This is a genomic window from Maritimibacter alkaliphilus HTCC2654, from assembly GCF_000152805.1.
GTDB lineage: Bacteria > Pseudomonadota > Alphaproteobacteria > Rhodobacterales > Rhodobacteraceae > Maritimibacter > Maritimibacter alkaliphilus.
Genome location: NZ_CH902578.1, coordinates 2,556,090 through 2,580,464, shown reverse-complemented (window position 1 = coordinate 2,580,464; position 24,375 = coordinate 2,556,090). Strand labels below are relative to the sequence as shown.

Annotated in this window: 28 protein-coding genes; 14 read left to right on the top strand and 14 right to left on the bottom strand. The window is 62.1% G+C overall.

Annotated elements, in window-relative coordinates; genetic code table 11:
• Positions 1–4: 4 nt before the first annotated feature.
• Both mnmE and rho read right to left on the bottom strand, forming a co-directional pair.
• Positions 5–1,276 (bottom strand): tRNA uridine-5-carboxymethylaminomethyl(34) synthesis GTPase MnmE, encoded by a 1,272-nt coding sequence (gene mnmE, locus RB2654_RS13615; RefSeq protein WP_008332501.1) that lies wholly within the window; start codon positions 1,274–1,276, stop codon positions 5–7.
• Between the two features lie 26 nt (positions 1,277–1,302).
• Positions 1,303–2,571, bottom strand: a complete 1,269-nt coding sequence (gene rho / locus RB2654_RS13610; protein ID WP_040884862.1) for a transcription termination factor Rho — start codon at positions 2,569–2,571, stop codon at positions 1,303–1,305.
• A gap of 526 nt (positions 2,572–3,097) precedes the next feature.
• Between rho and RB2654_RS13605 the strand changes: the two genes are divergently transcribed.
• From RB2654_RS13605 to dnaQ, 4 genes are read left to right on the top strand one after another with little or no spacing between them, the layout of a single operon-like run.
• Positions 3,098–3,697, top strand: a complete 600-nt coding sequence (locus tag RB2654_RS13605; protein WP_008332497.1) for a Maf family protein — start codon at positions 3,098–3,100, stop codon at positions 3,695–3,697.
• Positions 3,694–4,527: a shikimate dehydrogenase family protein gene (locus RB2654_RS13600; protein WP_008332494.1), complete on the top strand. Its 834-nt coding sequence runs from the start codon at positions 3,694–3,696 to the stop codon at positions 4,525–4,527. The genes RB2654_RS13605 and RB2654_RS13600 overlap by 4 nt, the downstream gene beginning before the upstream one ends.
• On the top strand, positions 4,524–5,117 hold the full coding sequence (coaE, locus tag RB2654_RS13595) for a dephospho-CoA kinase (RefSeq protein WP_008332493.1): 594 nt from the start codon (positions 4,524–4,526) through the stop codon (positions 5,115–5,117). The genes RB2654_RS13600 and coaE overlap by 4 nt, the downstream gene beginning before the upstream one ends.
• Positions 5,110–5,802, top strand: coding sequence for a DNA polymerase III subunit epsilon (dnaQ, locus tag RB2654_RS13590; RefSeq protein WP_008332492.1), 693 nt, complete (start codon positions 5,110–5,112; stop codon positions 5,800–5,802). The genes coaE and dnaQ overlap by 8 nt, the downstream gene beginning before the upstream one ends.
• On the opposite strand, the gene RB2654_RS13585 is transcribed toward dnaQ, so the two are convergent.
• The 3 genes from RB2654_RS13585 to RB2654_RS13575 are packed head-to-tail and all read right to left on the bottom strand — an operon-like array spanning position 5,799 to position 8,096.
• On the bottom strand, positions 5,799–6,392 hold the full coding sequence (locus RB2654_RS13585) for a Smr/MutS family protein (protein ID WP_008332491.1): 594 nt from the start codon (positions 6,390–6,392) through the stop codon (positions 5,799–5,801). The two genes, dnaQ and RB2654_RS13585, sit on opposite strands and share 4 nt — an antisense overlap.
• Before the next feature lie 2 nt (positions 6,393–6,394).
• The gene (gene mltA / locus RB2654_RS13580; RefSeq protein ID WP_008332490.1) at positions 6,395–7,435 is read right to left on the bottom strand and encodes a murein transglycosylase A; all 1,041 of its coding nucleotides are present in this window, start codon (positions 7,433–7,435) and stop codon (positions 6,395–6,397) included.
• A 1-nt stretch (position 7,436) separates the two neighbouring features.
• On the bottom strand, positions 7,437–8,096 hold the full coding sequence (locus RB2654_RS13575; protein ID WP_008332489.1) for a Tim44/TimA family putative adaptor protein: 660 nt from the start codon (positions 8,094–8,096) through the stop codon (positions 7,437–7,439).
• Between the two features lie 104 nt (positions 8,097–8,200).
• On the opposite strand from RB2654_RS13575, the gene RB2654_RS13570 reads away from it, so the two are divergent.
• Positions 8,201–8,695 (top strand): FxsA family protein, encoded by a 495-nt coding sequence (locus RB2654_RS13570; RefSeq protein WP_008332488.1) that lies wholly within the window; start codon positions 8,201–8,203, stop codon positions 8,693–8,695.
• Here RB2654_RS13570 and idi read toward each other — a convergent pair.
• Positions 8,675–9,196: an isopentenyl-diphosphate delta-isomerase gene (gene idi, locus RB2654_RS13565; RefSeq protein WP_008332486.1), complete on the bottom strand. Its 522-nt coding sequence runs from the start codon at positions 9,194–9,196 to the stop codon at positions 8,675–8,677. The genes RB2654_RS13570 and idi overlap by 21 nt on opposite strands.
• Before the next feature lie 104 nt (positions 9,197–9,300).
• Here idi and secB point away from each other — a divergent pair, with 104 nt between their 5' ends.
• On the top strand, positions 9,301–9,795 hold the full coding sequence (gene secB, locus RB2654_RS13560; RefSeq protein WP_008332474.1) for a protein-export chaperone SecB: 495 nt from the start codon (positions 9,301–9,303) through the stop codon (positions 9,793–9,795).
• A 56-nt stretch (positions 9,796–9,851) separates the two neighbouring features.
• Here secB and RB2654_RS13555 read toward each other — a convergent pair whose 3' ends face one another.
• The 4 genes from RB2654_RS13555 to RB2654_RS13540 are packed head-to-tail and all read right to left on the bottom strand — an operon-like array spanning position 9,852 to position 12,128.
• Complete coding sequence (locus RB2654_RS13555) at positions 9,852–10,298, bottom strand: MarR family winged helix-turn-helix transcriptional regulator (protein ID WP_008332473.1); 447 nt, start codon at positions 10,296–10,298, stop codon at positions 9,852–9,854.
• The gene (locus tag RB2654_RS13550) at positions 10,298–11,116 is read right to left on the bottom strand and encodes a carbon-nitrogen hydrolase family protein (RefSeq protein WP_008332472.1); all 819 of its coding nucleotides are present in this window, start codon (positions 11,114–11,116) and stop codon (positions 10,298–10,300) included. Before RB2654_RS13550 ends, RB2654_RS13555 begins: the two co-directional genes overlap by 1 nt.
• Positions 11,116–11,370, bottom strand: coding sequence for a glutaredoxin 3 (grxC, locus tag RB2654_RS13545; RefSeq protein ID WP_008332471.1), 255 nt, complete (start codon positions 11,368–11,370; stop codon positions 11,116–11,118). Before grxC ends, RB2654_RS13550 begins: the two co-directional genes overlap by 1 nt.
• A gap of 41 nt (positions 11,371–11,411) precedes the next feature.
• Complete coding sequence (locus tag RB2654_RS13540) at positions 11,412–12,128, bottom strand: ComF family protein (protein WP_008332470.1); 717 nt, start codon at positions 12,126–12,128, stop codon at positions 11,412–11,414.
• A gap of 30 nt (positions 12,129–12,158) precedes the next feature.
• Between RB2654_RS13540 and RB2654_RS13535 the strand changes: the two genes are divergently transcribed.
• Positions 12,159–12,968 (top strand): methyltransferase domain-containing protein, encoded by an 810-nt coding sequence (locus RB2654_RS13535; RefSeq protein ID WP_008332465.1) that lies wholly within the window; start codon positions 12,159–12,161, stop codon positions 12,966–12,968.
• 28 nt (positions 12,969–12,996) lie between these two features.
• The gene (gene hemH, locus RB2654_RS13530) at positions 12,997–14,034 is read left to right on the top strand and encodes a ferrochelatase (RefSeq protein ID WP_008332463.1); all 1,038 of its coding nucleotides are present in this window, start codon (positions 12,997–12,999) and stop codon (positions 14,032–14,034) included.
• A 3-nt stretch (positions 14,035–14,037) separates the two neighbouring features.
• Here the strand turns inward: hemH and RB2654_RS13525 are convergent, their stop codons facing one another.
• On the bottom strand, positions 14,038–14,955 hold the full coding sequence (locus RB2654_RS13525) for a hypothetical protein (RefSeq protein ID WP_008332462.1): 918 nt from the start codon (positions 14,953–14,955) through the stop codon (positions 14,038–14,040).
• A 98-nt stretch (positions 14,956–15,053) separates the two neighbouring features.
• Here RB2654_RS13525 and hslV point away from each other — a divergent pair, with 98 nt between their 5' ends.
• Together hslV and hslU are read left to right on the top strand one after the other, a co-directional pair.
• Positions 15,054–15,605: an ATP-dependent protease subunit HslV gene (hslV, locus tag RB2654_RS13520; RefSeq protein WP_008332461.1), complete on the top strand. Its 552-nt coding sequence runs from the start codon at positions 15,054–15,056 to the stop codon at positions 15,603–15,605.
• Between the two features lie 9 nt (positions 15,606–15,614).
• On the top strand, positions 15,615–16,922 hold the full coding sequence (gene hslU / locus RB2654_RS13515) for an ATP-dependent protease ATPase subunit HslU (protein ID WP_008332460.1): 1,308 nt from the start codon (positions 15,615–15,617) through the stop codon (positions 16,920–16,922).
• Positions 16,923–16,959: 37 nt separating this feature from the next.
• Here hslU and ubiG read toward each other — a convergent pair whose 3' ends face one another.
• A complete protein-coding gene (gene ubiG, locus RB2654_RS13510) occupies positions 16,960–17,706 on the bottom strand; it encodes a bifunctional 2-polyprenyl-6-hydroxyphenol methylase/3-demethylubiquinol 3-O-methyltransferase UbiG (protein ID WP_040884859.1) in 747 nt (248 codons plus the stop codon).
• Positions 17,707–17,758: 52 nt separating this feature from the next.
• Between ubiG and pip the strand changes: the two genes are divergently transcribed.
• Both pip and RB2654_RS13500 read left to right on the top strand, forming a co-directional pair.
• Complete coding sequence (pip, locus tag RB2654_RS13505; protein ID WP_008332458.1) at positions 17,759–18,748, top strand: prolyl aminopeptidase; 990 nt, start codon at positions 17,759–17,761, stop codon at positions 18,746–18,748.
• The gene (locus tag RB2654_RS13500; RefSeq protein WP_008332456.1) at positions 18,745–19,359 is read left to right on the top strand and encodes a class I SAM-dependent methyltransferase; all 615 of its coding nucleotides are present in this window, start codon (positions 18,745–18,747) and stop codon (positions 19,357–19,359) included. The genes pip and RB2654_RS13500 overlap by 4 nt, the downstream gene beginning before the upstream one ends.
• Here the strand turns inward: RB2654_RS13500 and RB2654_RS13495 are convergent.
• Complete coding sequence (locus RB2654_RS13495; RefSeq protein ID WP_008332455.1) at positions 19,356–20,915, bottom strand: cisplatin damage response ATP-dependent DNA ligase; 1,560 nt, start codon at positions 20,913–20,915, stop codon at positions 19,356–19,358. The two genes, RB2654_RS13500 and RB2654_RS13495, sit on opposite strands and share 4 nt — an antisense overlap.
• A complete protein-coding gene (locus tag RB2654_RS13490) occupies positions 20,912–21,925 on the bottom strand; it encodes a ligase-associated DNA damage response exonuclease (RefSeq protein WP_008332454.1) in 1,014 nt (337 codons plus the stop codon). Before RB2654_RS13490 ends, RB2654_RS13495 begins: the two co-directional genes overlap by 4 nt.
• Positions 21,926–22,145: 220 nt before the next feature.
• On the opposite strand from RB2654_RS13490, the gene rimP reads away from it, so the two are divergent.
• A complete protein-coding gene (gene rimP / locus RB2654_RS13485; protein ID WP_008332453.1) occupies positions 22,146–22,730 on the top strand; it encodes a ribosome maturation factor RimP in 585 nt (194 codons plus the stop codon).
• A gap of 2 nt (positions 22,731–22,732) precedes the next feature.
• Positions 22,733–24,352 (top strand): transcription termination factor NusA, encoded by a 1,620-nt coding sequence (gene nusA, locus RB2654_RS13480; protein ID WP_008332451.1) that lies wholly within the window; start codon positions 22,733–22,735, stop codon positions 24,350–24,352.
• Positions 24,353–24,375: the final 23 nt, after the last annotated feature.

Here is a 24,375-nt window from a genome sequence, read left to right as displayed (position 1 = left end):
CTCTCTACTTCCCCAGACAAAAACTCGCGAAAATCTCGTCAAGCACGACTTCCACATCCACACGCCCCATCAGGGCATCGAGAGCGCGGATTGCGGACCAGAGTTCTTCAGCGGCGAGTTCGGAACGTTCGGAGCCGCTCTGTACCTCGATTCGAGCGTTTTCTAAAGCCACTTGCGCCATACTCAGCGCCACGCGGTGTCGCTCCCGGATCGCTGTTCCCGCGTGGCTCGCCCGTTCGCTTAGAACCGATGTGATTTGCTCTACCAGAAAATCCAAGCCCTCGCCGGTCTTACCCGAAATACCCGTACCCGTGAGGTCCGATTTCCCTTGGACGACGATATCGCCATCCATCGGGTCCATCGGCAGAACCTCGCCTGACAACAGGAAAATCCGCAGGTCCGCATCCGCAGCACGCGCCTTCGCTCGCTCGATTCCCAACCGCTCGATGACATCTTCCGACTCACGCAATCCAGCTGTGTCGAGAATTGTGACGGGAAGCCCGGCAAGGTCCATCCTAACCTCAAGAACGTCCCGCGTCGTTCCCGCCACTTCGGATGTAATCGCGGCGTCACGGCCGGCGAGCGCATTCAGGAGCGTGGATTTTCCAGCATTCGGGGCCCCCACGATCGCAACTTCGAACCCATCGCGAATGCGTTCCGAAATACGCGCGCCGGCCGTCTCAGTCCGGACACCGGCCAGCGTTCTATCAACGAGGTCCAGAACCTCCGGCGAGACATCGACCGGAACCTCTTCATCAGCGAAATCAATCGTCGCTTCCAGCAACGCGGTCGCCCGCACCAGATCCTTGCGCCACTGGGATGTCTTGTCACCGAGCGCACCGGAAAGAACGCGCAACGCCTGCTTTCTTTGGGCTTCCGTTTCGCTGTCGATGAGGTCGGCAAGCCCTTCCACTTGGGCAAGGTCCAGCCTCTCATTCTCCATCGCGCGGCGCGTGAACTCGCCCGGCTCCGCCATCCTCAGACCCGGCACCGAAGACAATGTCGACAGGACACTCGACACGACGGCGGTCGATCCGTGTAGGTGGAACTCCACCACAGGTTCGCCGGTAAAGCTCGCACCCTCCGAGAACGACAGAACCAAAGCTTCGTCGATTGGATCATTTCCGTTGCGCAGCGTGCGCAGACCGGTTGTCCGCGCTGGCGGCAATGCACCGGCCAAAACCTCACCAGCCGAAAAGGCGTCCGGGCCGGACACCCGGATGACGGCAACGCCTGCCTTGCCCCGTGCCGAGGCGAGCGCAAAGATCGTATCCATGGTTAACCTGTTGAATTAAAACAGGATTATGCGTTCATCGAGTCGAAGAACTCGTCGTTCGTCTTGGTCTGTTTGAGCTTCGAGATCAAGAACTCGATCGCATCCGTCGTGCCCATCGGGTTCAGGATACGACGCAGCACATAGGTTTTCTGAAGGTCCTTGGAATCCACCAGAAGCTCTTCTTTCCGCGTGCCGGACTTAAGGATGTCGATCGCCGGGAAGATCCGCTTGTCCGAGACCTTGCGATCCAGCACCAGTTCCGAGTTACCCGTGCCCTTGAACTCTTCGAAGATGACTTCGTCCATGCGGCTTCCGGTGTCGATCAGGGCCGTCGCGATGATGGTCAGCGAACCGCCCTCTTCGATGTTACGCGCAGCACCGAAGAACCGCTTCGGGCGCTGCAATGCGTTGGCATCCACACCACCCGTCAGGACCTTGCCGGAGGACGGCACCGTCGTGTTGAACGCACGGCCAAGACGCGTGATCGAGTCGAGCAGGATGACCACGTCCCGCTTGTGCTCCACCAGACGCTTCGCCTTTTCGATCACCATTTCCGACACGGCGACGTGTCGCGACGCGGGTTCGTCGAAGGTCGAGGCAACGACTTCGCCGTTCACCGACCGCTTCATGTCCGTCACTTCCTCGGGCCGTTCGTCGATCAGCAGGACGATCAGATAGACCTCGGGATGGTTGACCGAGATCGAATGCGCGATGTTCTGCATCAGCACCGTCTTACCGGTCCGCGGCGGTGCCACGATCAACGAACGCTGTCCCTTACCGATCGGCGCGACCAGATCGATGATACGCGCCGAACGATCCTTGATCGTCGGATCGTCGATTTCCATCTTCAGACGCTCGTCCGGGTGCAGCGGCGTCAGGTTGTCAAAGGCCACCTTGTGCCGCGCCGTTTCCGGATCGGTGAAGTTGATCTTCTCGACTTGGGTGATCGCAAAGTAATTCTCGTTCTCGCCCGGTGCCGCAATGACGCCTTCGACCGTGTCACCGGTGCGCAACGAATGCTTTCGGATCATGTCCGGCGACATGTAGATATCGTCGGGGCCGGGCAGATAGTTCGCCTCGGGCGAGCGCAGGAAGCCAAAGCCGTCCTGAAGCACTTCGAGCACGCCATCGCCCCCGATCTCCCAGCCGTCTTCGGCACGCGCCTGAAGGATCTGGAACATCATCTCGCCCTTGCGCATGGTCGAGGCGTTCTCGATCTCGAGCTCTTCGGCCATTGCCAAAAGGTCTTTCGGGCTCTGCGCCTTGAGGTCGGACAGGTTCAAGCGTTCAGTCATGGGAAATCACCATAGGACGAGCCATTTGCTCAGTCAGCGTTGTAGAGTGGGAAACACGGACCGGACGGCCCTTTGGACGCGGGATATAGGGAACCGGACCTTTCAAGTCAATCTTGGCGTTCTTTGCAAATCTCGCCGGCATGTCCGCCCTCCCTTAATAAAGAAAAGAAAGAAAAAGGGCTGTATTGAATTGTAGGGCCTGTGGGTATTGGGGATTAACGACTTGTCCGCAGCGTTTTCGTCACGAATGAGCGCGGTTGGATAAGACCGTCGGAAACCGGTGAGATGCCAGTTTATGAATTCAAAAACAGATACTTACGTGATACCCAGCCTGTGAACAAATTCGTGGACCGTTCTGTGCGTGGACCCGGAACTCACAACATGGGCGAACCCGGTTGTCCCGTGTTGGCGCGCCGAGGAACGGAATGTCGGAAACCCGCCGATAAGACGGAACGCCGGAATTGCACCGTTCCACGCACAATCGCATAACGAGGAACAAACAAGGATTCTCCACAGGGTTCCCAACATGCCGACACGACTGATCCTCGCTTCCGGGTCCGAAATTCGGGCGACATTGCTGGCGAACGCCGGGATCGCCTTCAATGTCGAACCGGCGCGGATCGACGAATCCGCAATCCGGGCGGGTCTGGCCGCCGAACAAGCGACCCCGCGCGATGTCGCGGACGCTTTGGCGGAATACAAGGCGCGCAAGGTCGGGCAGAAAAACCCAACCTCGCTTGTGCTGGGCTGCGATCAGGTCGCGGCGCTGAAAGGTGAGATTCTGAACAAACCCGAGACGCCCGAAGTGGCGCGGGAACAGTTGGCCCGACTATCTGGCCAGACGCATCACTTGATGTCGGCCGCAGTCATCTATCACGATTACGAACCCGTCTGGCGCCATGTCGGTATGGTCCGCATGACTATGCGGCAATTGAGCGATGCCTATGTGAAAGATTACGTCGACAGGAACTGGGACTGCATCCGGCACTCGGTCGGGTCCTACAAACTCGAGGAAGAAGGGGTCCGGCTCTTCTCACAGATCGACGGATCGTATTTCAACGTTCTCGGGTTGCCGCTGACCGAGTTGATATCCTATCTCATCGTGAGGGGAGACCTTGAGACATGAGCGAGGCGTCGACGCCCATAGCAGCGGTCATGCTTGCACCCGGCGAAACCAGCCGGTTGCCGGTGTTGTTCGACCACTGGCTCTGGGCGACGCAGCTTCCCGGTCGCTACCTTCCGTTGACGGTCGAGCCGCAGGATATCGGCGATGTGATCTCGGCGCTTCCCAAAGCCGGTTTCGTGGGGCTCCATATCTCGGCGGCTTACCAAAAGGCCGTTCTGGATCATGCCGATATCATCACGGACCGCGCTGCGCTGATGTCTGGTGCGAACACGCTCATCTTCCGGCGTGATGGGAAAATCCATGCCGACAACACCGATGGCTACGGTTTCATCGAAAACATCCGTCTGAGTGTGCCTGGGTGGGATGCGCGCCTTGGCCCCGCTGCCATTTTCGGCGCCGGGCGCGCGGCCCGCGTCGTGATCTCGGCCTTGATCGAGGTCGGGGTCGGACAGATCCGCCTGACATCGCGCACCCGCCCGAAGGCCGAGCAGCTTCGCAGCGAATTCGGCACCCGGATCGAGGTCGTCGATTGGCTGAAGGCGGGGAATATGGCGGAAGGGGCCGCGACGGTGGTGAACGCGACGCCTCTGGGAACCCGCGGCAACTCGGACTTTCGCGTGCCGCTGGACGGGCTGACGCCGGGCGCGGTCGCCTGCGATCTGACGGTCGACCCGCCTGCGACCCGGTTTTTGCAACAGGCTGCCGCCTATGGGTGTCATGTCGCCGACGGTGTCGGGATGTTGATCTGCCAGGCGTCCCCCAGTTTCGAACGGTGGTTCGGCCAGCGACCGCCAAATGACGAAGATGCAAGGATCGCCGCGGCCTCATGACCTTTATCATCGGACTGACCGGCTCCATCGGCATGGGCAAAAGTACGACGGCCAGAATGTTCGCGGAAGCGGGCGTTCCGGTCTGGGATGCGGATGCCGCCGTTCATCGGCTTTACGCCTCGGGCGGCGCGGCGGTCGAGCCGTTTCGGGCCTTGCGCCCGGACGTGATCGAAGATGGGGCCGTAAGCCGCGAGGCGTTGAAACGCTGGATGGCCGAAGACCCCTCCGCGTTGAAACAGATCGAAATGATCGTTCATCCCCTCGTGGCGCAGGACCGCGCCGCCTTTCTCGCGGACACCTCTGCCGATCTGGTGGTTCTGGACATCCCGCTTTTGTTCGAAACAGGCGGAAACACCGCCATGGACGCGGTCGTTGTCGTCTCGGCCCCCGAAGACGTCCAGCGCGAGCGGGTTCTGGCACGTGGAACGATGGATGAGGCGACATTCGAAAGCATCCGCGCGAAACAAACCCCGGATGCCGAAAAACGGGCGAAGGCGGACTACATCATCGAAACCCTGACACTTGAAGCCGCGCAGGCGCAGGTCCAGTCTGTGCTCGACGATATCCGAAGGAAATTGGCTGATGCGTGAGATCGTGCTCGACACCGAAACCACGGGATTCGATCCCAAGACGGGCGACCGGATGGTAGAGATCGGGGCGGTCGAGCTGTTCAATCACATGCCGACGGGCCGGACCTATCACCAGTACATCAACCCGCAGCGCGATATGCCGGAGGGGGCCTTCGCGGTCCACGGATTGTCCGAGGAATTCCTGAAGGACTACCCGGTGTTCGCCGATATCGCGGATGCGTTTCTCGAATTCATCGGGGACGCGAAGCTCGTCATCCACAATGCGTCCTTCGACGTTCCGTTTCTGAACGCCGAACTTGGCTGGTGCAAACGGCGGCAGATCCCGATGGATCAATCCATCGATACGCTCCTCATCGCGCGCAAGAAGTTTCCGGGTGCGGGCAATTCGCTCGATGCCCTATGCCGCCGCTTCGGGATCGACAACTCGCACCGCACGCTGCACGGCGCGTTGCTCGACTCGGAAATTCTGGCCGAAGTCTATCTGGAGCTGATCGGTGGCCGACAGCCCGACCTGGTGCTTGGCGGTGGCGGGTCGCAAACGTCCGACACGACACAGAACGAGGATTGGCGCCCCCGGCCCCGACCTGAAGCCCTGCCATCGCGGATCACCGAAGAAGAACGCGCGGCACATCAGGCATTTGTGGAAAAACTCGGCGCGTCTGCGCTCTGGTCCAAACTCGCCTAGCGGGGCCGGCGCAGGTAAACGTAATAGGCGCCCAGACCACCGTGCTTTCGGTTCGCCTCGGAAATCTGGAGGACGTGGGACCGTAGCGGTGGCGAGTTCAGCCAGTGCGGAACCTGATGCCGCAAGACGCCGTGGCGTTCGGGGATCGGGCCGTCGTCGGGTCGCGACTTGCCCTTGCCCGTAATGACCAGAACGAACCGCCGCCCCTCGGCGACCGAGTTCATGATGAAAGACAAAAGACGCGGGTGCGCCTGCGCCATGGTCAGACCATGAAGGTCGATCCGCGCTTCGGGCGACAGCTTGCCGCGTTTCATCTGCTGGTAGCGTTTCCGATCCATCGCGACGGGCGCACGGGCCACGCTGTCTTCGACCTTCGGCGCCAGATCGTTCGAGGGCAGTTTGGTGTCCGACCGCGTTCCGATCCGAAAAGGTTTGATGTCCGGTGACGGCGGCGCGGGCTTCGGCTTCGACACCAAAGCCTCGCTCGCCGTTTCCTGGGTTCGCGTCGGATGCATCGGCGTCGCCCGTTTCGCAACCTCGTCCCAGAGTGCCTTTTCGTCGGCACTCAGATGCCGGGGTCGCCGCGCCAAACCTATTCCTCCGGGGCGAGCGCGTAAGCACGCTGGATCGGAAGGAGGACGACCATGCGCCCGGCGTCCTTGATCCGCCCGGCCGCCTTCCCGGCTTCGTCGCCGGTGCCCCAGAAAATGTCGGCCCGTTGCGCGCCCTTGATGCGCGATCCGGTGTCCTGCGCGACCATCAGGCGCGAAAACGGTTCGGCCCCGCCCTTTTCGATCCAGACCGGCGCGCCAAGCGGGGTATAGGCCGGATCGACCGCCAAGGTCCGACCCGCGGAAATCGACCGTGCCATTGCGCCGATCGGACCGGAATGCGACGGCAGATGTTCAAGCTCGGTGAAGAACACGTAAGACGTGTTGTGGCTCAGTAGGTCGCGGCCTTCGACAGGGTTGCGCGATACCCAATTCTTGATGACCTCGGCCGAGACCTGATGGATGTTGTAAATGCCGCGCCGCACCAATTCGTCCCCGAGCGAGCGAAAGCTGTGGCCGTTGTGACCCCCGAATCCGAGCCGGATGGATGAGCCATCGGGCAGCTTGATCCGGCCCGACCCCTGAATTTGCAGAAACTGGAGTTCCACCGGGTCTTCGACCCACGCGATCTCAAGCCCGCGCCCTTCGAGCACACCGTCCTCTTCGATTTCGCGACGGGTGTAATTCGCGGTTCCGGCGGCGATTTCGGGGGGGCGGCGATAGACGGGGATGTCGTACCGCCCGGTGCGGCGCTCGGACCCCCGGATTTCGGGTTCGTAGTAGGCGGTGAAAACACCCGGCTGCCCATCTTCGATCTTCACAGGGCGAAAGAACAACTCGAAAAACGCTTTCGGCGCCCCGGTAAAATCGAACCCTATGGAACAGATCGGATCCCATTGCGGATCGTCCAGCAGTTCGCAGGTGTGAAGAAACGCGTCGAACGCCGCCTGATGATCGTCGAGCTCCCACCCCACGAGGTCGGTGAAGTCGAGCAGCGTGATTTCAGCTTCCACAAGCTCCGCGCGCGCGGGCGCGGCCAAGGCGATCAGCCCTGCAAGTGCGAGGCCGACCAGCTTGCCCACGTCAACCGCCCGTGGCGACGAGCTGCCAGTTCGGGTTCTCGGACCCCATGATCCGGGCAAAGGTCCAGACGTCTTTCTGCCGCTTCACCTCGGTCGGATTGCCCTCGACGATCTCGCCGGACTTGTCGCGCACGACAGAGGTGATTTCACCGATGAAGCGGATGGTGATTTCGCCTTCGCGGCTTTCATCATCGAATTCGGCCTCGACCAGCTTCATTTCGCGCAGGCCGACGAAGTTCGCGTCGATCTTGTAGCCGTCCTTTTCACGCTGTTCGACGACGGTGGCGAAGCTTTCGTAAACCTCGTCCGACAGAAACGGCTTGATCTTGTCCAGTTCACCGGCCTCGAACGCCATGAGGATCATCTCATACGCGCCACGCGCCCCGTTCAGGAAATCCCCGACGGCGAAGGACCGTTCGGCGCCTTTCATCTTGGCAAGCGCCTCGATGCTGGCCGGGTCTTCGACGTGGTCGGTGATGTCCGTGTCCGGACCCCCCTCGATCACCTCGAATTTACCGCGGTTGTCGACCCGTTGGGACTCGGTCCGGGAAACCACAGGCTTTTCGAACCCTTCCCGCGTGCCGAGGACGTCGCGCAGGCGAAGGATCAGGAAAATCGCGATGGCGGCGAGAACGATCAGCTGGATGATCGGTGAAGACATTCGAACCTCATTTCAGGGCGCGGTTTGATTTTCCGCGTTCGGAACATATGTAGGCGCTGGGCGGGAGCAAGTCTACCAGCCCCCAAACACGATATGAGGATGCCATGTGGCTCTTGCTTGCGTTCATCGCCGTTCCGTTGGTCGAGATCGGACTTTTCATTCAGGTCGGCGGGCTGATCGGGCTCTGGCCCACCCTTCTCATCGTTCTCGTGACGGCGATCATCGGGTCGTACATGGTCCGCGCGCAGGGGGCGATCGCGCTGGGTCAGGTCCGTGACAGCTTCAAACAGCTGTCCGATCCGTCCGAACCGCTTGCCCACGGCGCGATGATCCTGTTCTCCGGCGCGCTGCTGCTGACCCCCGGCTTCTTCACCGACACGGTCGGCTTCCTTCTGCTCGTCCCAGCGGTGCGGCGCTGGGCGTTCAAACAGATTTCGCGGCGCGTGCAGGTGAACAAAAGCTTTACCGTCCATTCGGGCGGACAGACGCACACCTATTCGTCGACTGACGTGATCGACGGGGAGTACGAAGACGTCAGCCCGCCGAAGAAACCGACGCATGAACCGACGCGCGGGCCCTCAGGCTGGACCAAACACTGACAACTTGTGCTCGGCGAGGTAAATCCGAAGCCACGGCGTGAACCGTTCGGGGTGGCGTGCGACCTCGTCTTCCAGATCGGTCAGTGACACCCAACGCACACCGTCGACCTCTTCCGGGTTCAGGTGCAGGACGGGGCGGACATCGGTCTGCACGAGAAAAAGATCGACAACCTCGTGCTCTGTCAGGCCATCCCCGACATCGGCGCGATATTCGATCTGATCTTTCCAGACCGGATCGACGCCCTTGATCCCCAGTTCCTCGTCCAACCGACGGATCGCGCAGGCGAGCGGCGCTTCGTCCCAATGGGGATGGGTGCAGCAGGTGTTCGCCCAAAGACCGGGCGTATGATATTTCCCGGTAGCGCGTTGCTGGATCAGGATTTCGTCGTCGTGGATCAGGAACACCGACACCGCACGATGCCGCAGCCCTTCGACATGCGCGGCGAGCTTTTCGACGGGTTGCAGGGTGCCATCCACCCAGGCGGGGATCATGTGTGCCATATGTCGCTGATACCTTTGCACGCACCGACAAGGAAGGGTTGTCGTTGAGGCCCTCGCCGCTTCTTGCTAGAAAGCCGCGACTTTGGATTCCAGGGAGAAAGATTATGGCGGACGAAGCCCCCACCGGCGCACCGCAGCAACCCACGCAACCCGTGATGCGTATTCTCGGACAGTTCATTCGGGATATGTCGTTCGAGAACATCGTGGTGCAGAAAGGCATGACCGGCGAAATGCAGCCCGACCTCAAGGTCGAGGTCGCGCTGGATGCCAAGAAGCGTCAGGTCGAAAACCAGTACGAGGTCATCACCAAGTACAAGGTCGTCTCGACGAACAAAGGCAACGATGCCCAGCTGTTCATCATGGAACTGGAATATTCCGGCCTGTTCCACATCGAGAACGTGCCCGAAGATCAGCTTCACCCGTTCCTTCTGATCGAATGCCCGCGCCAGCTTTTCCCGTTCGTGCGGCGCATCGTGTCGGACGTGACCCGCGACGGGGGCTTCCCGCCGGTGAACCTCGACAACGTTGACTTCGTGCAGCTGTATCGCACCGAACTCGCCCGTCGTCAGCAACAGGGCGAAGCCGCCAAGGCCAACTGAGCCTGAGCGCATGAAACAACCGAGGGCTGCCTGATCGGGCGGCCCTTTTTCGTTGGTCAGTCCTGCGCGTCGAAGCGTTCGCGCATGGCCCGCAGAATGGGCAGCATCGAGCGAACCTTTTCGGTTCCGATGGACCGCACCACATCGGAAATGATCGGGGTGATCGAGGCCAGGGCGGCGTCCCGCGCCTTGCGGCCGGCGGGCGAAATCGTGACCTGTTTGCGCCGGGCATCGTCCCAGTCGGGGTGAATATGAATGTGCCCGGCCCATTCCAGCTTGTTCAGGGTGTTGGTCATCGCGCCGCGCGTCACGTGAAACGACTTTGCGAGTTGCGCGGGGCTTTTCGGCTCGCCCGCCCGCGCCAGATGGTTGAGCACGGAAAAGTGGCTGAGTTCCATCCCCTTGGGCAGCGCCTTCGACAACGCCGTGCGCGCCAACTGGTCCGCCATGAACATCTCGCTGAACAGGGCGACCGAAAGGCTATCGGCGGTGCTATCTGGCATCAGGGTCTTTCGAAAGAGCGGTCGTGTGACAGCGACGGAATGCGTTTGCGCGACTTTTCCACGGTCGCAAGGTCGAGATCAACCAAGGTGACGCAAGGTTCCGTCCCCGCATCCGCCAGAACCTCGCCCCACGGGGCGACGGCCAGGGCGTGACCGTATGTCGCGCGTTTGTCGGTGTTTTGTCCGGTCTGGGCCGCCGCCAGGACGAAGCATCCGGTTTCGATCGCTCGGGACCGCAGCAAGACCTCCCAGTGCGCGGGGCCTGTGCCGGTCGAAAAGGCGGACGGCACGGTGATGATCTGAGCACCCGCTTGTGCGAGCGCGCGGTAGAGATGCGGAAATCGAAGGTCGTAACAGATGGTCAAGCCGATCCGCGCGGTGTCGGTGTCTGCGACGACGGCCCGCGTTCCGGGCCTGTATCCGGCGCTTTCGCGGTAGCTCTCCGTCTCCGACACGTTGACGTCGAACATATGGATCTTGTCATAGCGCGCCGTCACTTCGCCCGAAGGGGCGATGAGGTAGGATCGGTTCGCAAACCGCCCGTCCGGGTCGTCGGTCTTGACCGCGAGAGACCCCACCGAAATCCAGACCCCGTGTGCTTTCGCGGCCTCCTGCAATCCGGCGAGCGTGATGTCGTCATCCTCGCGCTGAAGCACAGCCGCCTGCCTCTTGCGGGAGGTCGAGACGCAATTCGTCACTTCCGGCGTCAGGATCAGCTCGGCACCCGCCTCGGCCGCCTTGGCGACGAACCCGAGCGTCACGGGAAGGTTCGCCGCCGGGTCATCACCGGAACAAAGCTGGATCAGCGCCGCGCGCATCAGGCTGCGAGAAGCGGGTCGAGCTTCCCGGAACGCTCGAGCGCGTTCAGGTCATCGAAGCCCCCGACGTGGGTTTCCCCGACCCAGATTTGCGGGACGGTGTGTCGGCCGGCCTTGGCCATCATGTCCTGACGCAAAGCCGGATCGACGCTGACGTCGATTTCGTCGAAGGCGACCCCCTTCGAGGTGAGAAGCCGTTTGGCCGCATGGCAGAAGCCGCAGAACGGCGTGGTGTAGATCGTGACAGGCTGCATTTTCTGTATCCTTCATCCGGGTTACCCCGATTGAAGGACATTTAGGGTCCGCGGGCAACGCGCGCCAGTGTCGCGATCTTCACGTCCGCTGCACCGGCGACGAAAGCGGCCTCGGTTGCGGCGGCGAGCGTGGCACCGGATGTCATCACATCGTCCACGATCAGGATGCGTTTTCCTTCCAATGCCGCGCCGCGTTTCGGATGGGGTCGGATCGCCCCGTGCAGGTTGGCGAACCTCTGATCCACGGTCTTACCCTCCTGCGTTTCCCCGCCTTGGGTCCGCACCAACGCGGTCGGCAAGACGCCGTGTCCGGTAGCGCGCCCCAGCGCGCGGGCCAGCTCGGCGGCCTGATTGTACCGACGGCGATAAAGCCGGGTCCAATGCGACGGGACCGGAACGATCAGCATCCCCGGCGTGAACAACGGCTGGGCCGCCCGCGCCACCCATCGCGCGGCCGGCTCTGCGATGTCGGGCCTGTCGGCATGTTTGAACGCCAGAACCAGCCTGCGCCCGTTTCCTGTATAGTCCAGCGCCGTGCGCCCCTGAGACCACGGGCGCGCAATGGTCATGCAGTCATCGCAGAGGTCCAGATGCCCGTCGCTTTCGCCCGGCAGCCCGACCCCGCACTTGTCGCAGACGTGCCCGGTCACGAACCGGGTTTCGCGCCAGCAAGGCCCGCAAAGCCCACCGTCACCCTCGACGATTTCGCCGCAGGATGCGCATTGCGCGGGGTAGATCGCGCGGAGCAGCGATTGCATTCCTCAGGCCTCCATCTATGGTGCCGCGCCATGTCGAAGCTGACCGATCCCGCCCGTCTGACCCTGACCCGCGCCCGCGCGCAGGCGGATGGCATGTTCCTTCAGGAAGAAGCGGCCTTCGAAGTTCAGGATCGGCTGGAAGAGGTTAACAGAACCTTTACGGCGCCTGCCGTCGTGACGGGATTCCCCGCGATCTGGCGAAAATTCTTTCCCGACGCCGTGATCGTTCCCGATGACGAGGTGCTGACGCTCGAACCGGGCGCCCACGATCTCGTCATTCATGGCCTGTCGCTGCACTGGTCGAACGATCCGGTGGGGCAGTTGATCCAATGCCACAAGGCGCTGAAGCCCGACGGGTTCTTCATGGGCGTCATGTTCGGGGGGGAGACGCTCAGGGAATTGCGGGCGGCGATCACCGCTGCCGAGATCGCCCAGACCGGGGGCCTGTCACCGCGCATGTTGCCGATGGGTGAGCTGCGCGACCTTGGCGGCCTTCTTCAGCGGGCCGGGTTCGCCCTGCCGGTCGCCGACAGTTCCCTGCGCGATGTCAGTTATTCCGATGCGCTCGCCCTGATGCGCGACCTGCGCAAGATGGGCGAAGGCAATGCGCTCGCCACCCGCGCGGGCTTCACACCACGCGGTGTGTTCGCGGAAACGGCGGCGCGCTATGCCTCGGACGCCGACGAAGCGGGCCGCATCCACGCCACGTTCGAACTGGTGTTCCTTGCGGGCTGGGCCCCGCATGAAAGCCAGCAGAAACCGCTTCGACCGGGGTCTGCCGAGGCGCGTCTCGCGGATGCCTTGAACACGGATGAAACCAAATTGAACGACAAGCCGTAACAGACGGGCCACGAACAGGATCAGGACCATGAACGAACACATGCCAAAGGCCCATCCCAGGGTTCCCACGCCGAAGGTCGGCGTTCTGTTCGCCAATCTCGGCACGCCCGACAACTATGACTATTGGTCGATGCGGCGCTATCTGAACGAATTCCTTTCGGACAAACGCGTCATCGACTACCCGAACTGGAAATGGCAGCCGATCCTACAGGGTCCGATCCTGACGATCCGCCCGTTCCGCTCCGGCGCGAACTACAAGATGATCTGGAATCACGATAAAGGCGAAAGCCCGTTGATGACGATCACCAAGGATCAGGTCGCCAAGCTGGACGCGTCGCTGAAACAGCGGTTCGGGGATCGGGTCGTCGTCGATTTCTGTATGCGATACGGCAACCCGTCGACCAAATCCAAAGTGCGCGCCATGGTCGAGGCCGGGTGCACCAAGATCCTCTTCTTCCCGCTCTACCCGCAGTATTCCGCGACCACGAGCGGCACGGCGAACGACCAGTTTTTCCGGGCGCTGATGGACGAAAACCGGATGCCTTCGGTGCGCACCGCGCCGGAATATTTCGACCGCGACGACTATATCGAGGCGCTCGCGGCCTCGGTGCTGCGCGTCTACCCGTCCGAGGATCAGGCACCGGAGCGGATCATCTGCTCCTACCACGGGATGCCGGAACGCTACCTGATGGAGGGCGACCCGTATCACTGCCAATGCCAGAAAACGACGCGTCTTCTGACCGAACGCCTTGGATGGTCGAAGGACCGGATCGTGACCACGTTCCAGTCGGTATTCGGACCCGAGGAATGGCTGAAGCCCTACACCGTGGACGAAGTCGCGCGGCTTGTGAAAGAGGACGGGGTCAAGTCGATCGCCGTTCTCGCGCCCGCGTTTTCGGCGGACTGCATCGAGACGTTGGAAGAGATCAACGGTGAAATCCGGGAGAGCTTCGAACATGCCGGAGGCGATAGCTTCACCTATATTCCCTGCCTCAATGATGATGACGAGCACATCGCCGCGCTGACGAACGTGGCGGTCGACAACCTGCGCGGTTGGCTGGATTAAAGCCTAAACATCCCATCCGAAGCGTTTGCACGTGGCAAGGATCTTCGCCTCTGCTTCCCCTTCCACGTCCGCTTTGATCGAGTTCAGCGCGACGAACCAGTAAAGGTATTCCGCATAGGCAGGGGGGGTGCTTTCAAGCTGTCGCCAGGCCTCATCCACCCCCAATTGCGAGACGCGCGGCATCTGGTGGTGAAAATCGCATTCCCCGAAGAGGATCGCGGGCTTTTCGAAGAAGAACCCCGACAGGGCCGCGGCCGAGTTCTGTGTGATCACAAAATCACAAACCCTGAGCGCCTCTTCCATCCCCCCGGTCTGAACCGCCACCCGCGGGTCGTTCGCGGCGATAGCGTCGAGCGTCGCGCGCTCTTCGTCCGAGTAATCCTCGCCCGGATGAAGCCCGAGCAGGATACGCTTGTCACCCGCGCGCGCCTGCACTTCGGCGATCATGTCGATGGGTGACATGGTTTGGAACGAGCGATGTTCAAGCAATTTGCCTTGAAGGGCGACGTAGATCAGCCCAGTGCGCCCCGCCGTCTCCGGCCCTCGCTTGAACAGCCATTTGCGCCAGTTGCCGACCCAGTTCTGTGCGACATCAGTGTCTATTTCAGCCGGATCGAAGGTTTTCTTCGCGACCTCGAATTCCCACCGCTTCGGCGTCGCTTCGATCCGCCAGAACGGAAAATAGTAGCTCTTGCGCATCGTCAGGGATTTCGGGTGGAACGGGTCATCCATCAGAAAAAGCGAGTAACCGTTGCGGGCCGCCGACTTCAGCCGTTCCTGAAACGAATTGCGGCGCAGCTCGACGCGAAAGCCGACACCCTCGAAGGCCTTGGTCACCCGCGCAACGAACCCGAACTCGCCCCGCTGGGCCATGTCCAGCATGACGTCGTCAAGGTAGATGCGCAGAATTCGGGCTTCCATGGGCGGCAAGCTACCTGCCCGCCCCGTCCGGTCAAGCCGGGTGGTTGTCGCGGGCAAACCGGGGGTCCATATAGCGTCGGAACCAAAAGGAGGCGGACATGAGCGAGTTTCCCGGCTGGCACGGCACCACGATCTGTGGCGTGCGCAAAGGCGGCGAAGTGGTGATCGCGGGCGACGGGCAGGTGAGCCTGGGCGACACGGTCATCAAAGGCACGGCGCGCAAGGTGCGCAGGCTGTCGCCCGGCGGCTATGACATCATCGCCGGGTTCGCAGGATCGACCGCTGACGCCTTTACCCTGCTCGAACGGCTCGAGACGAAACTCGAAGCCACGCCGGGGCAACTCGCGCGGGCCTGCGTCGAGCTCGCAAAGGACTGGCGCACCGACAAATACCTTCAGAAACTCGAAGCGATGCTGATCGTTTCGGACGGCAAGGATCTGTTCGTGGTGACCGGCGCGGGCGACGTGCTGGAACCCGAACATGACGTGGCCGCGATCGGTTCGGGCGGAAACTACGCCCTCGCCGCCGGCCGGGCGATGATGGACACGGACAAATCGGCGGAAGAGATCGCGCGCGCCGCGATGGCGATTGCAGCCGACATCTGCGTCTACACGAACGGCAACCTGACGCTCGAAACGCTCAAGACATAAGAGACGGACATGACCGACCTGACCCCCCGCGAGATCGTATCGGAACTCGACCGGTTCATCATCGGCCAGAAGGACGCCAAGCGCGCCGTGGCCGTGGCGCTGCGCAACCGCTGGCGCCGCAAACAATTGTCGGACGACCTGCGCGACGAGGTATATCCGAAGAACATCCTCATGATCGGCCCGACCGGCGTCGGCAAAACCGAGATTTCCCGGCGTCTGGCCAAACTGGCCCGTGCGCCGTTCATCAAGGTCGAGGCGACCAAGTTCACCGAGGTCGGTTACGTGGGCCGCGATGTCGAACAGATCGTGCGCGATCTCGTCGACACAGCCATCGTCCAGACCCGCGAGTGGATGCGCGAAGACGTGAAATCCGCGGCCGAACACAACGCCGAGGAACGCGTGATTTCTGCTGTCGCCGGGGATCAGGCCCGCGAGCAGACCCGCGAAATGTTTCGCAAGAAACTCCGCTCGGGCGAATTGGACGACACCGTGATCGAACTTGACGTGCAGGATACGGGCGGCGGAATGCCGATGTTCGATGTGCCCGGCCAGCCCGGCATGAACATGGGCATGATGAACCTGTCGGATATGTTCGGCAAAGCCTTCGGCGGGCGCACCGTGCGCAAGAAGATGACCGTCGCCGAAAGCTATGAAATTCTGATGGGCGAAGAAGCCGACAAGCTTCTGGATGACGAAGCGGTCAACAAGATCGCCTTGGAATCGGTCGAGCAGAACGGGATCGTCTTCATCGACGAGATCGACAAGGTCTGCGCCCGCTCCGATGCCCGCGGCGGCGACGTCAGCCGCGAAGGCGTTCAGCGCGACCTGCTGCCGCTGATCGAGGGCACGACGGTGTCGACCAAACATGGCCCGGTGAAAACCGACCACATGCTGTTCATCGCCTCGGGTGCGTTCCACATCGCGAAGCCTTCGGACCTGTTGCCCGAACTTCAGGGTCGTCTGCCGATCCGTGTCGAACTGCGTGCGCTGACGGAAGAGGATTTCGTGCGCATCCTGACCGAGACGGACAATGCGCTGACCTTGCAATATACCGCGCTCATGGGCACCGAAGAGGTCAAGGTGTCCTTCACCGAAGACGGGATCGCCGCGCTGGCCCGGATCGCCGCCGAGGTGAACACGACGGTCGAGAACATCGGGGCGCGCAGGCTCTACACCGTGATGGAGCGTGTGTTCGAAGAACTCAGCTTCACCGCGCCGGACAAGTCGGGCGAAGAAGTGGTCGTGGACGAGGCTTTCGTTCAGAAAAACCTCGGCGAGCTGATGCAGAGCACCGACGTCGGTCGTTACATGCTGTAGCCAAGGCGGCGTCCGGCGCGGGCCGGACGCGCCAGCCTCAGGCCGCTTTGACGCTCGCCGTCACGTAATTCACGGACAGATCGCGTGACGAGATCGACCAGCTCCACAGGATCGGATTGAAGACGAAGCCCTGCTTGTCGACCAGTCGCAGCCCGGATTCCGTGATGAGGTTGCCAAGTTCGTCGGGCGTAATGAACTTGTCCCACTCATGCGTGCCTTTCGGCAGCCAACGCATTACGTGCTCAGCGCCGACGATCGCGACCATGAAGCTCTTGGGATTCCGGTTGATCGTCGAGCAGACCATCAGACCGCCGGGTTTGAGAAGCTGCTGACAGGCGGTGAGATAGGACAACGGGTCCGCCACATGCTCCACCACTTCCATGTTCAGAACCACGTCGAACTGTTCGCCCGCGACCGCCAGCGCCTCGGCGGTGGTGAAGCGATAGTCGATGTCCAGCCCCGATTGCTCGGCATGGACCTGCGCCACTGGAATGTTGCGCTCGGCGGCGTCGGCCCCCACGACGTCGGCCCCGAGCCGCGCCATCGGTTCCGACAAAAGACCGCCCCCGCAACCGATGTCGAGGATGCGCAGACCAGCGAAAGGTTTGTCGTCGGACAGGTCGCGCCCGAACTCCGCCGCGATTTGTGACGTGATGTAATCGAGACGCACGGGGTTCATCATGTGAAGCGGCTTGAATTTCCCCGTCGGGTCCCACCATTCTGCTGCCATCGCTTCGAATTTGGCGACTTCGCTGGGATCGACTGTCGTTTGTCCGGCACTCATGTTAGCCTCGTCTTTCATGGCGTCTTTGTCGCAGCACCTATATAGGTTCCCTATGGAACAGGCCGCAGGAAAAAACACCGCAGGGGGGAAAATGTATCCCCCGATCGAGCCATTCGACCGTCGGATGCTCGAGGTCGGTGATGGCCACACGGTGTATGTCGAACAGTGCGGCGCGAAAGACGGGATGCCCGTCGTCGTGCTGCACGGTGGCCCGGGCGGCGGATGCTCCCCCGCCATGCGCCGGTTCTTCGACCCGAAAAAGTATCGCATCATCCTTTTCGATCAGCGCGGCTGCGGCCGCTCCCGCCCGCATGCCTCAGTGAAGGCCAATACGACTTGGCACCTCATCCGTGACATCGAACTTATCCGCGATACGTTCGGGATCGACCGTTGGATCGTATTCGGCGGTAGCTGGGGGGCGACTTTGGGGCTGGTCTATGCCCAAAGCCACCCGGACCGTGTGGCATGGCTGGTGCTGCGCGGTGTCTTCCTCGCCACCGAGCGGGAGTTCGACTGGTTCTATGGCGGAGGCGCCGGACAGTTCTGGCCCGATCTGTGGGCGCGGTTCACCGACCTCATTCCCGCGGACGAACGCGAAGACCTGATCGAAGCCTATCACAAGCGGCTGTTCTCCGGTGATCGGGGCGACGAGTTGAAACATGCCCGCGTCTGGGCGTCGTGGGAAAACGCGCTCGCCAGTATCGAGAATGACGGGGCCATGATCGATAGCCCGGCCGACTACGCGCTCGCCTTCGCGCGGCTCGAGAACCACTATTTCCAGAACCGCGCGTTCCTGTCCGAAGATCAGCAGATTCTCAGGAACATGACCCGGATCGCCCATGTTCCCGGCACCATCGTGCAGGGTCGTCATGACATGATCTGCCCCCCGCAAGCGGCATGGTCCCTGCACAAGTCATGGCCGACGAGCGAGTTTCGCATGATCCCGCGCGCAGGCCACGCCGTTTCGGAACCCGGCATCGCGGCGGAACTGGTGCGCACCACGGACAAGCTTGCACGGCAGCGGGATACGCTCGGGCTATGAAGGATCAAGCGCAGGTCTGGGACAAACTCGCCAAGCGCTACATCAAGTCGCCGATCTCGGACCTCGACACCTACGAGTGGAAGCTCGGCATCACCCAATCCTACATGCGGCCCGACATGGACGTGCTCGAGATCGGCTGTGGTTCGGGCAACACCGGACGTCGCCATGCGCCGCTCGTTCGCAGCTACACGGCGATGGACATCTCGTCCGCGATGCTGGAGGCCGCGAAGGAACAGGGCCCCATCCCGGACAACATGCGTTTCGTTCACGCGGATTTCGACCGGGCCGATGTGGCCCCCGGCAGCTACGACATGATCCTCGCCCTATCCGTCCTGCACCTTCTGCCCAACCCGGCGTTCACGGTGAAGAAGATCGGAGAAAGCCTGCGCCCCGGCGGGTATTTCGTTTCCTCGACCGCAGTGCTGGGAAACATGAAGTTCCTGAAGCTCATCGCACCGCTTGGGCAGATGTTCGGCGCGATACCGCATCTGACGTTTCTGTCTGAAGACGACATGCGCCACATGATCCGGGATGCAGGGCTGGACATCGCCGTGGACGAACGACCCGAAGGTCACGCCGCACGGTTCATCGTCGCGAAGAAACCCGGCTAGGGCAGCATCGCCTCCAACGTCGTCAGGTGGTCCGCTTCCTTCGCAGGCTTGTCCCAACGGATACGTGAGATGCGTGGGAACCGCATTGCGACACCGGATTTGTGCCGTTTGGAGCGGTTCAGGCCCTCGAACGCCACCTCTACGACAAGTTCGGGGGACAAGGACCGCACCGGCCCGAACCGTTCCACGGTATTCTGACGAACGAACTTGTCGAGCCGTTTGAGCTCTTCGTCGGTGAACCCGGAATAGGCTTTGCCGACCGGCACGAGCCTGTCGTCATCCCAGACCCCGAAGGTGAAATCGGAATAGAAGCCCGAGCGTTTTCCGTGTCCGCGCTGGGCATAAAGCAGGACCGCATCCACGATCATCGGGTCGCGCTTCCACTTGAACCAAGGCCCGCGCGGCCGGCCCGCGACATAGGCGCTGTCCAACCGTTTCAGCATCACGCCCTCGATCACGGCGGCGGGCGGATCGGCACGGTGGGCGGCAAGCGCGTCCCACGTGTCGAAGTCGAGTAAGGGCGAGGCATCGAAGCGCAGAGGGTCGAGGGTTGTGACGGCGGCTTCCAGACGTGCGCGGCGTTCGTGAAACGGAAGCTCGCGCATGTCTTCGTCGTCCCAGATCAGAATGTCATAAAGCCGGAGAGCCGCCGGGTGGCTGGACAGCAGCGCCTTGCTCGCCGTTTTCCGGTTCAGCCGCTTCTGAAGATCGCCGAAGGGCGCGACCTCATCCGCGCGCCGCACGATCAACTCACCGTCGAGCGCGCCAGAGAACTCCATGCGGTCAACGATATCGGGGAAGGCCGCCGAAATATCCTCGCCCGTCCGCGAATAAAGCCGCCGTTCATAGCCATGCGCTGCGGCCTGCACGCGGATGCCGTCCCATTTCCATTCGGCGGCGAAATCGGCCGGGTCCAGCGCGGACAACCCTTCATAATCGTTGGGGGTCGACAGCATGACGGGCCGGAAGGGCGCCTTGATCGTCGGTTCAGGCTTCGGCCCGCCTGCGATCCACGCGAAAAGCGGTTCGTACGGCGGCTTGAACCCAGCCCAAAGCTCCATGATATCGTCGAGCGGCACGTCTCCCGTGCCCGCCAGCGCGGTAAGGGCCAGTCGCGCCGACACGCCGACACGCATTCCGCCCGTCATCAGTTTGAGCAGCGCCAGACGTTCCGACGGGTCCAGCGCGTCGAGCCAATCCGCGATCATCGCGGGCGTTTCGGTCTTGGATGCCGCGTTCAGCCGTTCGACCACTTCGGACAAGGGCACATCCCGCGCCTCGCCCTGCCCCGGCCAGATCAGGGCGATGGTTTCGGCAAGGTCACCGACGTAGTGGTAGGACATGGTGAACAACTCGCTATCCACCCGCTCGGACACGAGCGCGCGGAGAAGCGCGGGTTTCGCCCCGGCGAAGTCGAGTTCTCCGGTGAGCGAGGCAAGCGCATACCCCCGATCCGGGTCCGGCGCGGTCGTGAGGTAATTCTGAAGGAGCGCAAGCTTGGCATTGCGGCCCGGCGTGAATGCGAGCCGTTCGAGAAGGGCGGCATAGGCTTTCATTCCGGCTCCTCCTCATATCCCACAAGATGCAGCGGCCGCGCACGGCGCTGGTTCAATTCGGCCCACCGCATCAGCGCGTCGTCGCGCCCGTGGGTGATCCAGAATTCACCGGGGTCGATCTCCTGTATCGTGGCGGTCAGGTCGGGCCAGTCGACGTGATCCGAGATGATGAGCGGCAGTTCGACCCCCCGCTGCCGCGCCCGCGCGCGGATCTGCATCCAGCCGGAGGCGAAGCCGATCACCGGGTCCGCGAACCGCTGCACCCACGGCGAGGCGAAGGCGGACGGCGGCGAGATCACGATCGCCTCGCGCAGCGCCCGCGCCTCGGCCTTGTCCATCGTCGCGGGGCGCAGGTCGCCCAACGGCACGCCCTGTTGGATGTGATAATCGCTCAGTCGTTGCAGCGCCCCGTGAACATAGATCGGTGCGTCATACCCCGCCTCGCGCAAGAGCATGATGACCCGCTGCGCCTTGCCGAGCGCATAGGCCCCGATCAGGTGGGGCCGTTCGGGAAAGGCCCGGACCGAGGCGAGCAGCTTGGCGATCTCGTCCGCCGGATCGGGGTGCTTGAATACGGGCAGCGCAAAGGTCGCCTCGGTGATGAACAGATCGCAGGGCACCGGCTCGAACGGCGCGCAGGCCGGGTTGGCGACGCGGGAATAATCGCCGGACACGACCGCGACCATCCCCTTGGCCTCCAGCCGAATCTGGCAGGAGCCGAGTACATGGCCCGCCGGGTGGAAACTGACAGTAACGCCGTTCACCTCGACCGGCCCGTCGACCGCTTGCCGCGACTTGGCGAAATCCTCCCCATACCGGATCGCCATGATGTCGAGCGTCTGCTGGCTGGCGAGCACCGCGCCATGGCCCGACCGCGCGTGGTCCGCATGTCCGTGGGTGATAAGCGCCTTGGCGACGGGCCGCACCGGATCGACATAGAAATCCCCGACTGGGCAGTAGAGCCCTTCGGGTCTTGGGATCAGGATGTCTTCGAAGGCGGGTTCACCCATCGGTCATTCCACATTGCGGCACTCACGAACGCGCCCGCGGCGCGGCACGTTCCCACATGATACGGCACCCATCCGCCAGCGGTTCGTCATTTTCCTTGCAGACTCACCCGCCCTCCCCTATATCCGCGTCAACAGCGGAGGCGCTGGGGTCCAAACCCGACGCTCCACCGGAACACACCGACGGGCCGCTGGCCCGTTTTTTTGTGCCTGAAAGGACCACATGACCGATCTCGTCGCCAGAACTGCCATCGACCGCCGGCTCGCCGATATCGTGCGCCCGGTGATCGAGGATATGGGATACGAGCTTGTGCGCCTGCGGCTTCAGGGCGGCAACACCCAGACGCTTCAGATCATGGCCGACAAACCCGAAGGCGGGATCGAGGTCGACGATCTGTCGGCGATCAACACCGCATTGGGCGCGACGCTGGATGTCGAGGACCCGATCGAGGGGGAATACAACCTCGAGGTTTCTTCGCCCGGCATCGACCGACCGCTGACCCGTTACAAGGATTTCGACACCTGGGACGGTTGGATCGCCAAGGTCGAGACCAGCGAGTTGATCGAAGGGCGCAAGCGGTTCAAGGGCACGCTTCAAGGCACCGAAGACGGTGAGATCCTGATCGAGATCGAGGACAAGGGCGAGCCGGTGACCATCGGCCTGACCTTCGATCTGCTCGCGGATGCGAAACTGGTTCTGACCGACGAACTCATTGCCGAGATGCTGAAACAGCGCAAGGACGCCGGCATCATCGACGAAAGCCAATACGATGACATCGAAACGGACGAAGGGTCCGAGGAGGAATAAGAATGGCCATTACCTCTGCCAACCAGCTCGAACTGCTCCAGACCGCCGAAGCGGTCGCGCGCGAGAAGATGATCGACCCGTCGCTCGTCATCGAAGCGATGGAGGAAAGCCTCGCCCGTGCCGCCAAGTCGCGTTACGGCGCCGAGATGGACATTCGCGTGTCGATCGACCGCAAGACGGGCCGTGCCACCTTCACCCGCGTCCGCACCGTGGTCGAGGATGAAGAGCTCGAGAACTATCAGGCCGAGCTGACCGTGGAACAGGCCAAGCAGTACCTCGACAACCCCGTTGTCGGTGACACCATCGTCGACGAAGTGCCTCCCGTGGAACTGGGCCGGATCGCCGCGCAATCGGCCAAGCAGGTCATCCTGCAAAAGGTTCGCGAAGCCGAGCGGGATCGTCAGTACGAAGAATTCAAGGATCGTGCCGGCACCATCATCAACGGCGTCGTCAAGCGCGAGGAATACGGGAACGTCATCGTCGATGTGGGCGCTGGCGAAGCGATCCTGCGCCGCAACGAAAAGATCGGCCGCGAAAGCTATCGCCCGAACGACCGTATCCGCTGCTATGTGAAAGACGTGCGGCGTGAGACACGTGGGCCGCAGATCTTCCTCAGCCGGACCGCGCCGGAATTCATGGCCGAACTCTTCAAGATGGAAGTGCCGGAAATCTACGACGGCATCATCGAGATCAAGGCCGTGGCCCGTGATCCGGGTTCGCGCGCCAAGATCGGTGTCGTGTCCTATGACAACTCCATCGACCCGGTCGGTGCCTGTGTCGGTATGCGCGGCAGCCGCGTTCAGGCCGTGGTGAACGAGCTTCAGGGCGAAAAGATCGACATCATCCCATGGAACGAGGATATGCCGACCTTCCTCGTGAACGCGCTTCAGCCTGCCGAGGTCGCCAAGGTCGTTCTGGACGAAGACGCCGAGCGGATCGAAGTGGTCGTGCCCGACGATCAGCTGTCGCTGGCCATCGGCCGCCGCGGTCAGAACGTGCGTCTGGCCAGCCAGTTGACCGGGCTCGACATCGACATTCTGACCGAAGAAGAAGAAAGCGCGCGTCGTCAGGCGGAATTCGCCGAGCGCACCAAGCTGTTCATGGACACGCTCGATCTGGACGAATTCTTCGCCCAGCTTCTCGTGTCCGAGGGCTTCACTAATCTGGAAGAGGTGGCTTACGTCGAGGTGGACGAACTCCTCGTCATCGATGGTGTGGACGAAGATACGGCGAACGAGCTTCAGGCCCGCGCCCGTGACTTCCTTGACGAACAGAACCGCAAGGCGCTGGAAAACGCCAAGGCGCTGGGCGTTCAGGACAGCCTGATCGGTTTCGAGGGTCTCACCCCGCAGATGATCGAGGCTCTGGCCAAGGACGGCGTCTTTACGCTGGAAGACTTCGCGACCTGTGCCGACTGGGAACTGGCCGGTGGCTGGACGACCGTCGACGGCGAACGCAGCAAGGATGACGGGGTTCTCGAACCCTTCGATGTGGGCCTCGAGGAAGCCCAAAACATGATCATGACCGCCCGCATCCAGCTTGGCTGGGTCGACCCCGCCGATCTCGTCTCGGAAGAAGAGACCGAGGAAGACGGCGAAGCCACCGAGGAGGCCGGGGCCTGATCCCAGGCCTCGGGGGTTAGCGC

Coding starts and splice junctions, on each gene's coding strand:
- secB (WP_008332474.1), top strand. CDS start 9,301: ATGGCGGACGAAGCCCCCACCGGCGCACCGCAGCAACCCACGCAACCC.
- idi (WP_008332486.1), bottom strand. CDS start 9,196: ATGGCACACATGATCCCCGCCTGGGTGGATGGCACCCTGCAACCCGTC.
- RB2654_RS13540 (WP_008332470.1), bottom strand. CDS start 12,128: ATGCAATCGCTGCTCCGCGCGATCTACCCCGCGCAATGCGCATCCTGC.
- grxC (WP_008332471.1), bottom strand. CDS start 11,370: ATGCAGCCTGTCACGATCTACACCACGCCGTTCTGCGGCTTCTGCCAT.
- rho (WP_040884862.1), bottom strand. CDS start 2,571: ATGACTGAACGCTTGAACCTGTCCGACCTCAAGGCGCAGAGCCCGAAA.
- coaE (WP_008332493.1), top strand. CDS start 4,524: ATGACCTTTATCATCGGACTGACCGGCTCCATCGGCATGGGCAAAAGT.
- RB2654_RS13490 (WP_008332454.1), bottom strand. CDS start 21,925: ATGGGTGAACCCGCCTTCGAAGACATCCTGATCCCAAGACCCGAAGGG.
- hslV (WP_008332461.1), top strand. CDS start 15,054: ATGAGCGAGTTTCCCGGCTGGCACGGCACCACGATCTGTGGCGTGCGC.
- RB2654_RS13605 (WP_008332497.1), top strand. CDS start 3,098: ATGCCGACACGACTGATCCTCGCTTCCGGGTCCGAAATTCGGGCGACA.
- RB2654_RS13600 (WP_008332494.1), top strand. CDS start 3,694: ATGAGCGAGGCGTCGACGCCCATAGCAGCGGTCATGCTTGCACCCGGC.
- nusA (WP_008332451.1), top strand. CDS start 22,733: ATGGCCATTACCTCTGCCAACCAGCTCGAACTGCTCCAGACCGCCGAA.
- RB2654_RS13500 (WP_008332456.1), top strand. CDS start 18,745: ATGAAGGATCAAGCGCAGGTCTGGGACAAACTCGCCAAGCGCTACATC.
- RB2654_RS13555 (WP_008332473.1), bottom strand. CDS start 10,298: ATGCCAGATAGCACCGCCGATAGCCTTTCGGTCGCCCTGTTCAGCGAG.
- RB2654_RS13575 (WP_008332489.1), bottom strand. CDS start 8,096: ATGTCTTCACCGATCATCCAGCTGATCGTTCTCGCCGCCATCGCGATT.
- dnaQ (WP_008332492.1), top strand. CDS start 5,110: ATGCGTGAGATCGTGCTCGACACCGAAACCACGGGATTCGATCCCAAG.
- hemH (WP_008332463.1), top strand. CDS start 12,997: ATGAACGAACACATGCCAAAGGCCCATCCCAGGGTTCCCACGCCGAAG.
- RB2654_RS13535 (WP_008332465.1), top strand. CDS start 12,159: ATGTCGAAGCTGACCGATCCCGCCCGTCTGACCCTGACCCGCGCCCGC.
- RB2654_RS13525 (WP_008332462.1), bottom strand. CDS start 14,955: ATGGAAGCCCGAATTCTGCGCATCTACCTTGACGACGTCATGCTGGAC.
- hslU (WP_008332460.1), top strand. CDS start 15,615: ATGACCGACCTGACCCCCCGCGAGATCGTATCGGAACTCGACCGGTTC.
- pip (WP_008332458.1), top strand. CDS start 17,759: ATGGAACAGGCCGCAGGAAAAAACACCGCAGGGGGGAAAATGTATCCC.
- RB2654_RS13550 (WP_008332472.1), bottom strand. CDS start 11,116: ATGCGCGCGGCGCTGATCCAGCTTTGTTCCGGTGATGACCCGGCGGCG.
- RB2654_RS13495 (WP_008332455.1), bottom strand. CDS start 20,915: ATGAAAGCCTATGCCGCCCTTCTCGAACGGCTCGCATTCACGCCGGGC.
- rimP (WP_008332453.1), top strand. CDS start 22,146: ATGACCGATCTCGTCGCCAGAACTGCCATCGACCGCCGGCTCGCCGAT.
- RB2654_RS13570 (WP_008332488.1), top strand. CDS start 8,201: ATGTGGCTCTTGCTTGCGTTCATCGCCGTTCCGTTGGTCGAGATCGGA.
- mnmE (WP_008332501.1), bottom strand. CDS start 1,276: ATGGATACGATCTTTGCGCTCGCCTCGGCACGGGGCAAGGCAGGCGTT.
- ubiG (WP_040884859.1), bottom strand. CDS start 17,706: ATGAGTGCCGGACAAACGACAGTCGATCCCAGCGAAGTCGCCAAATTC.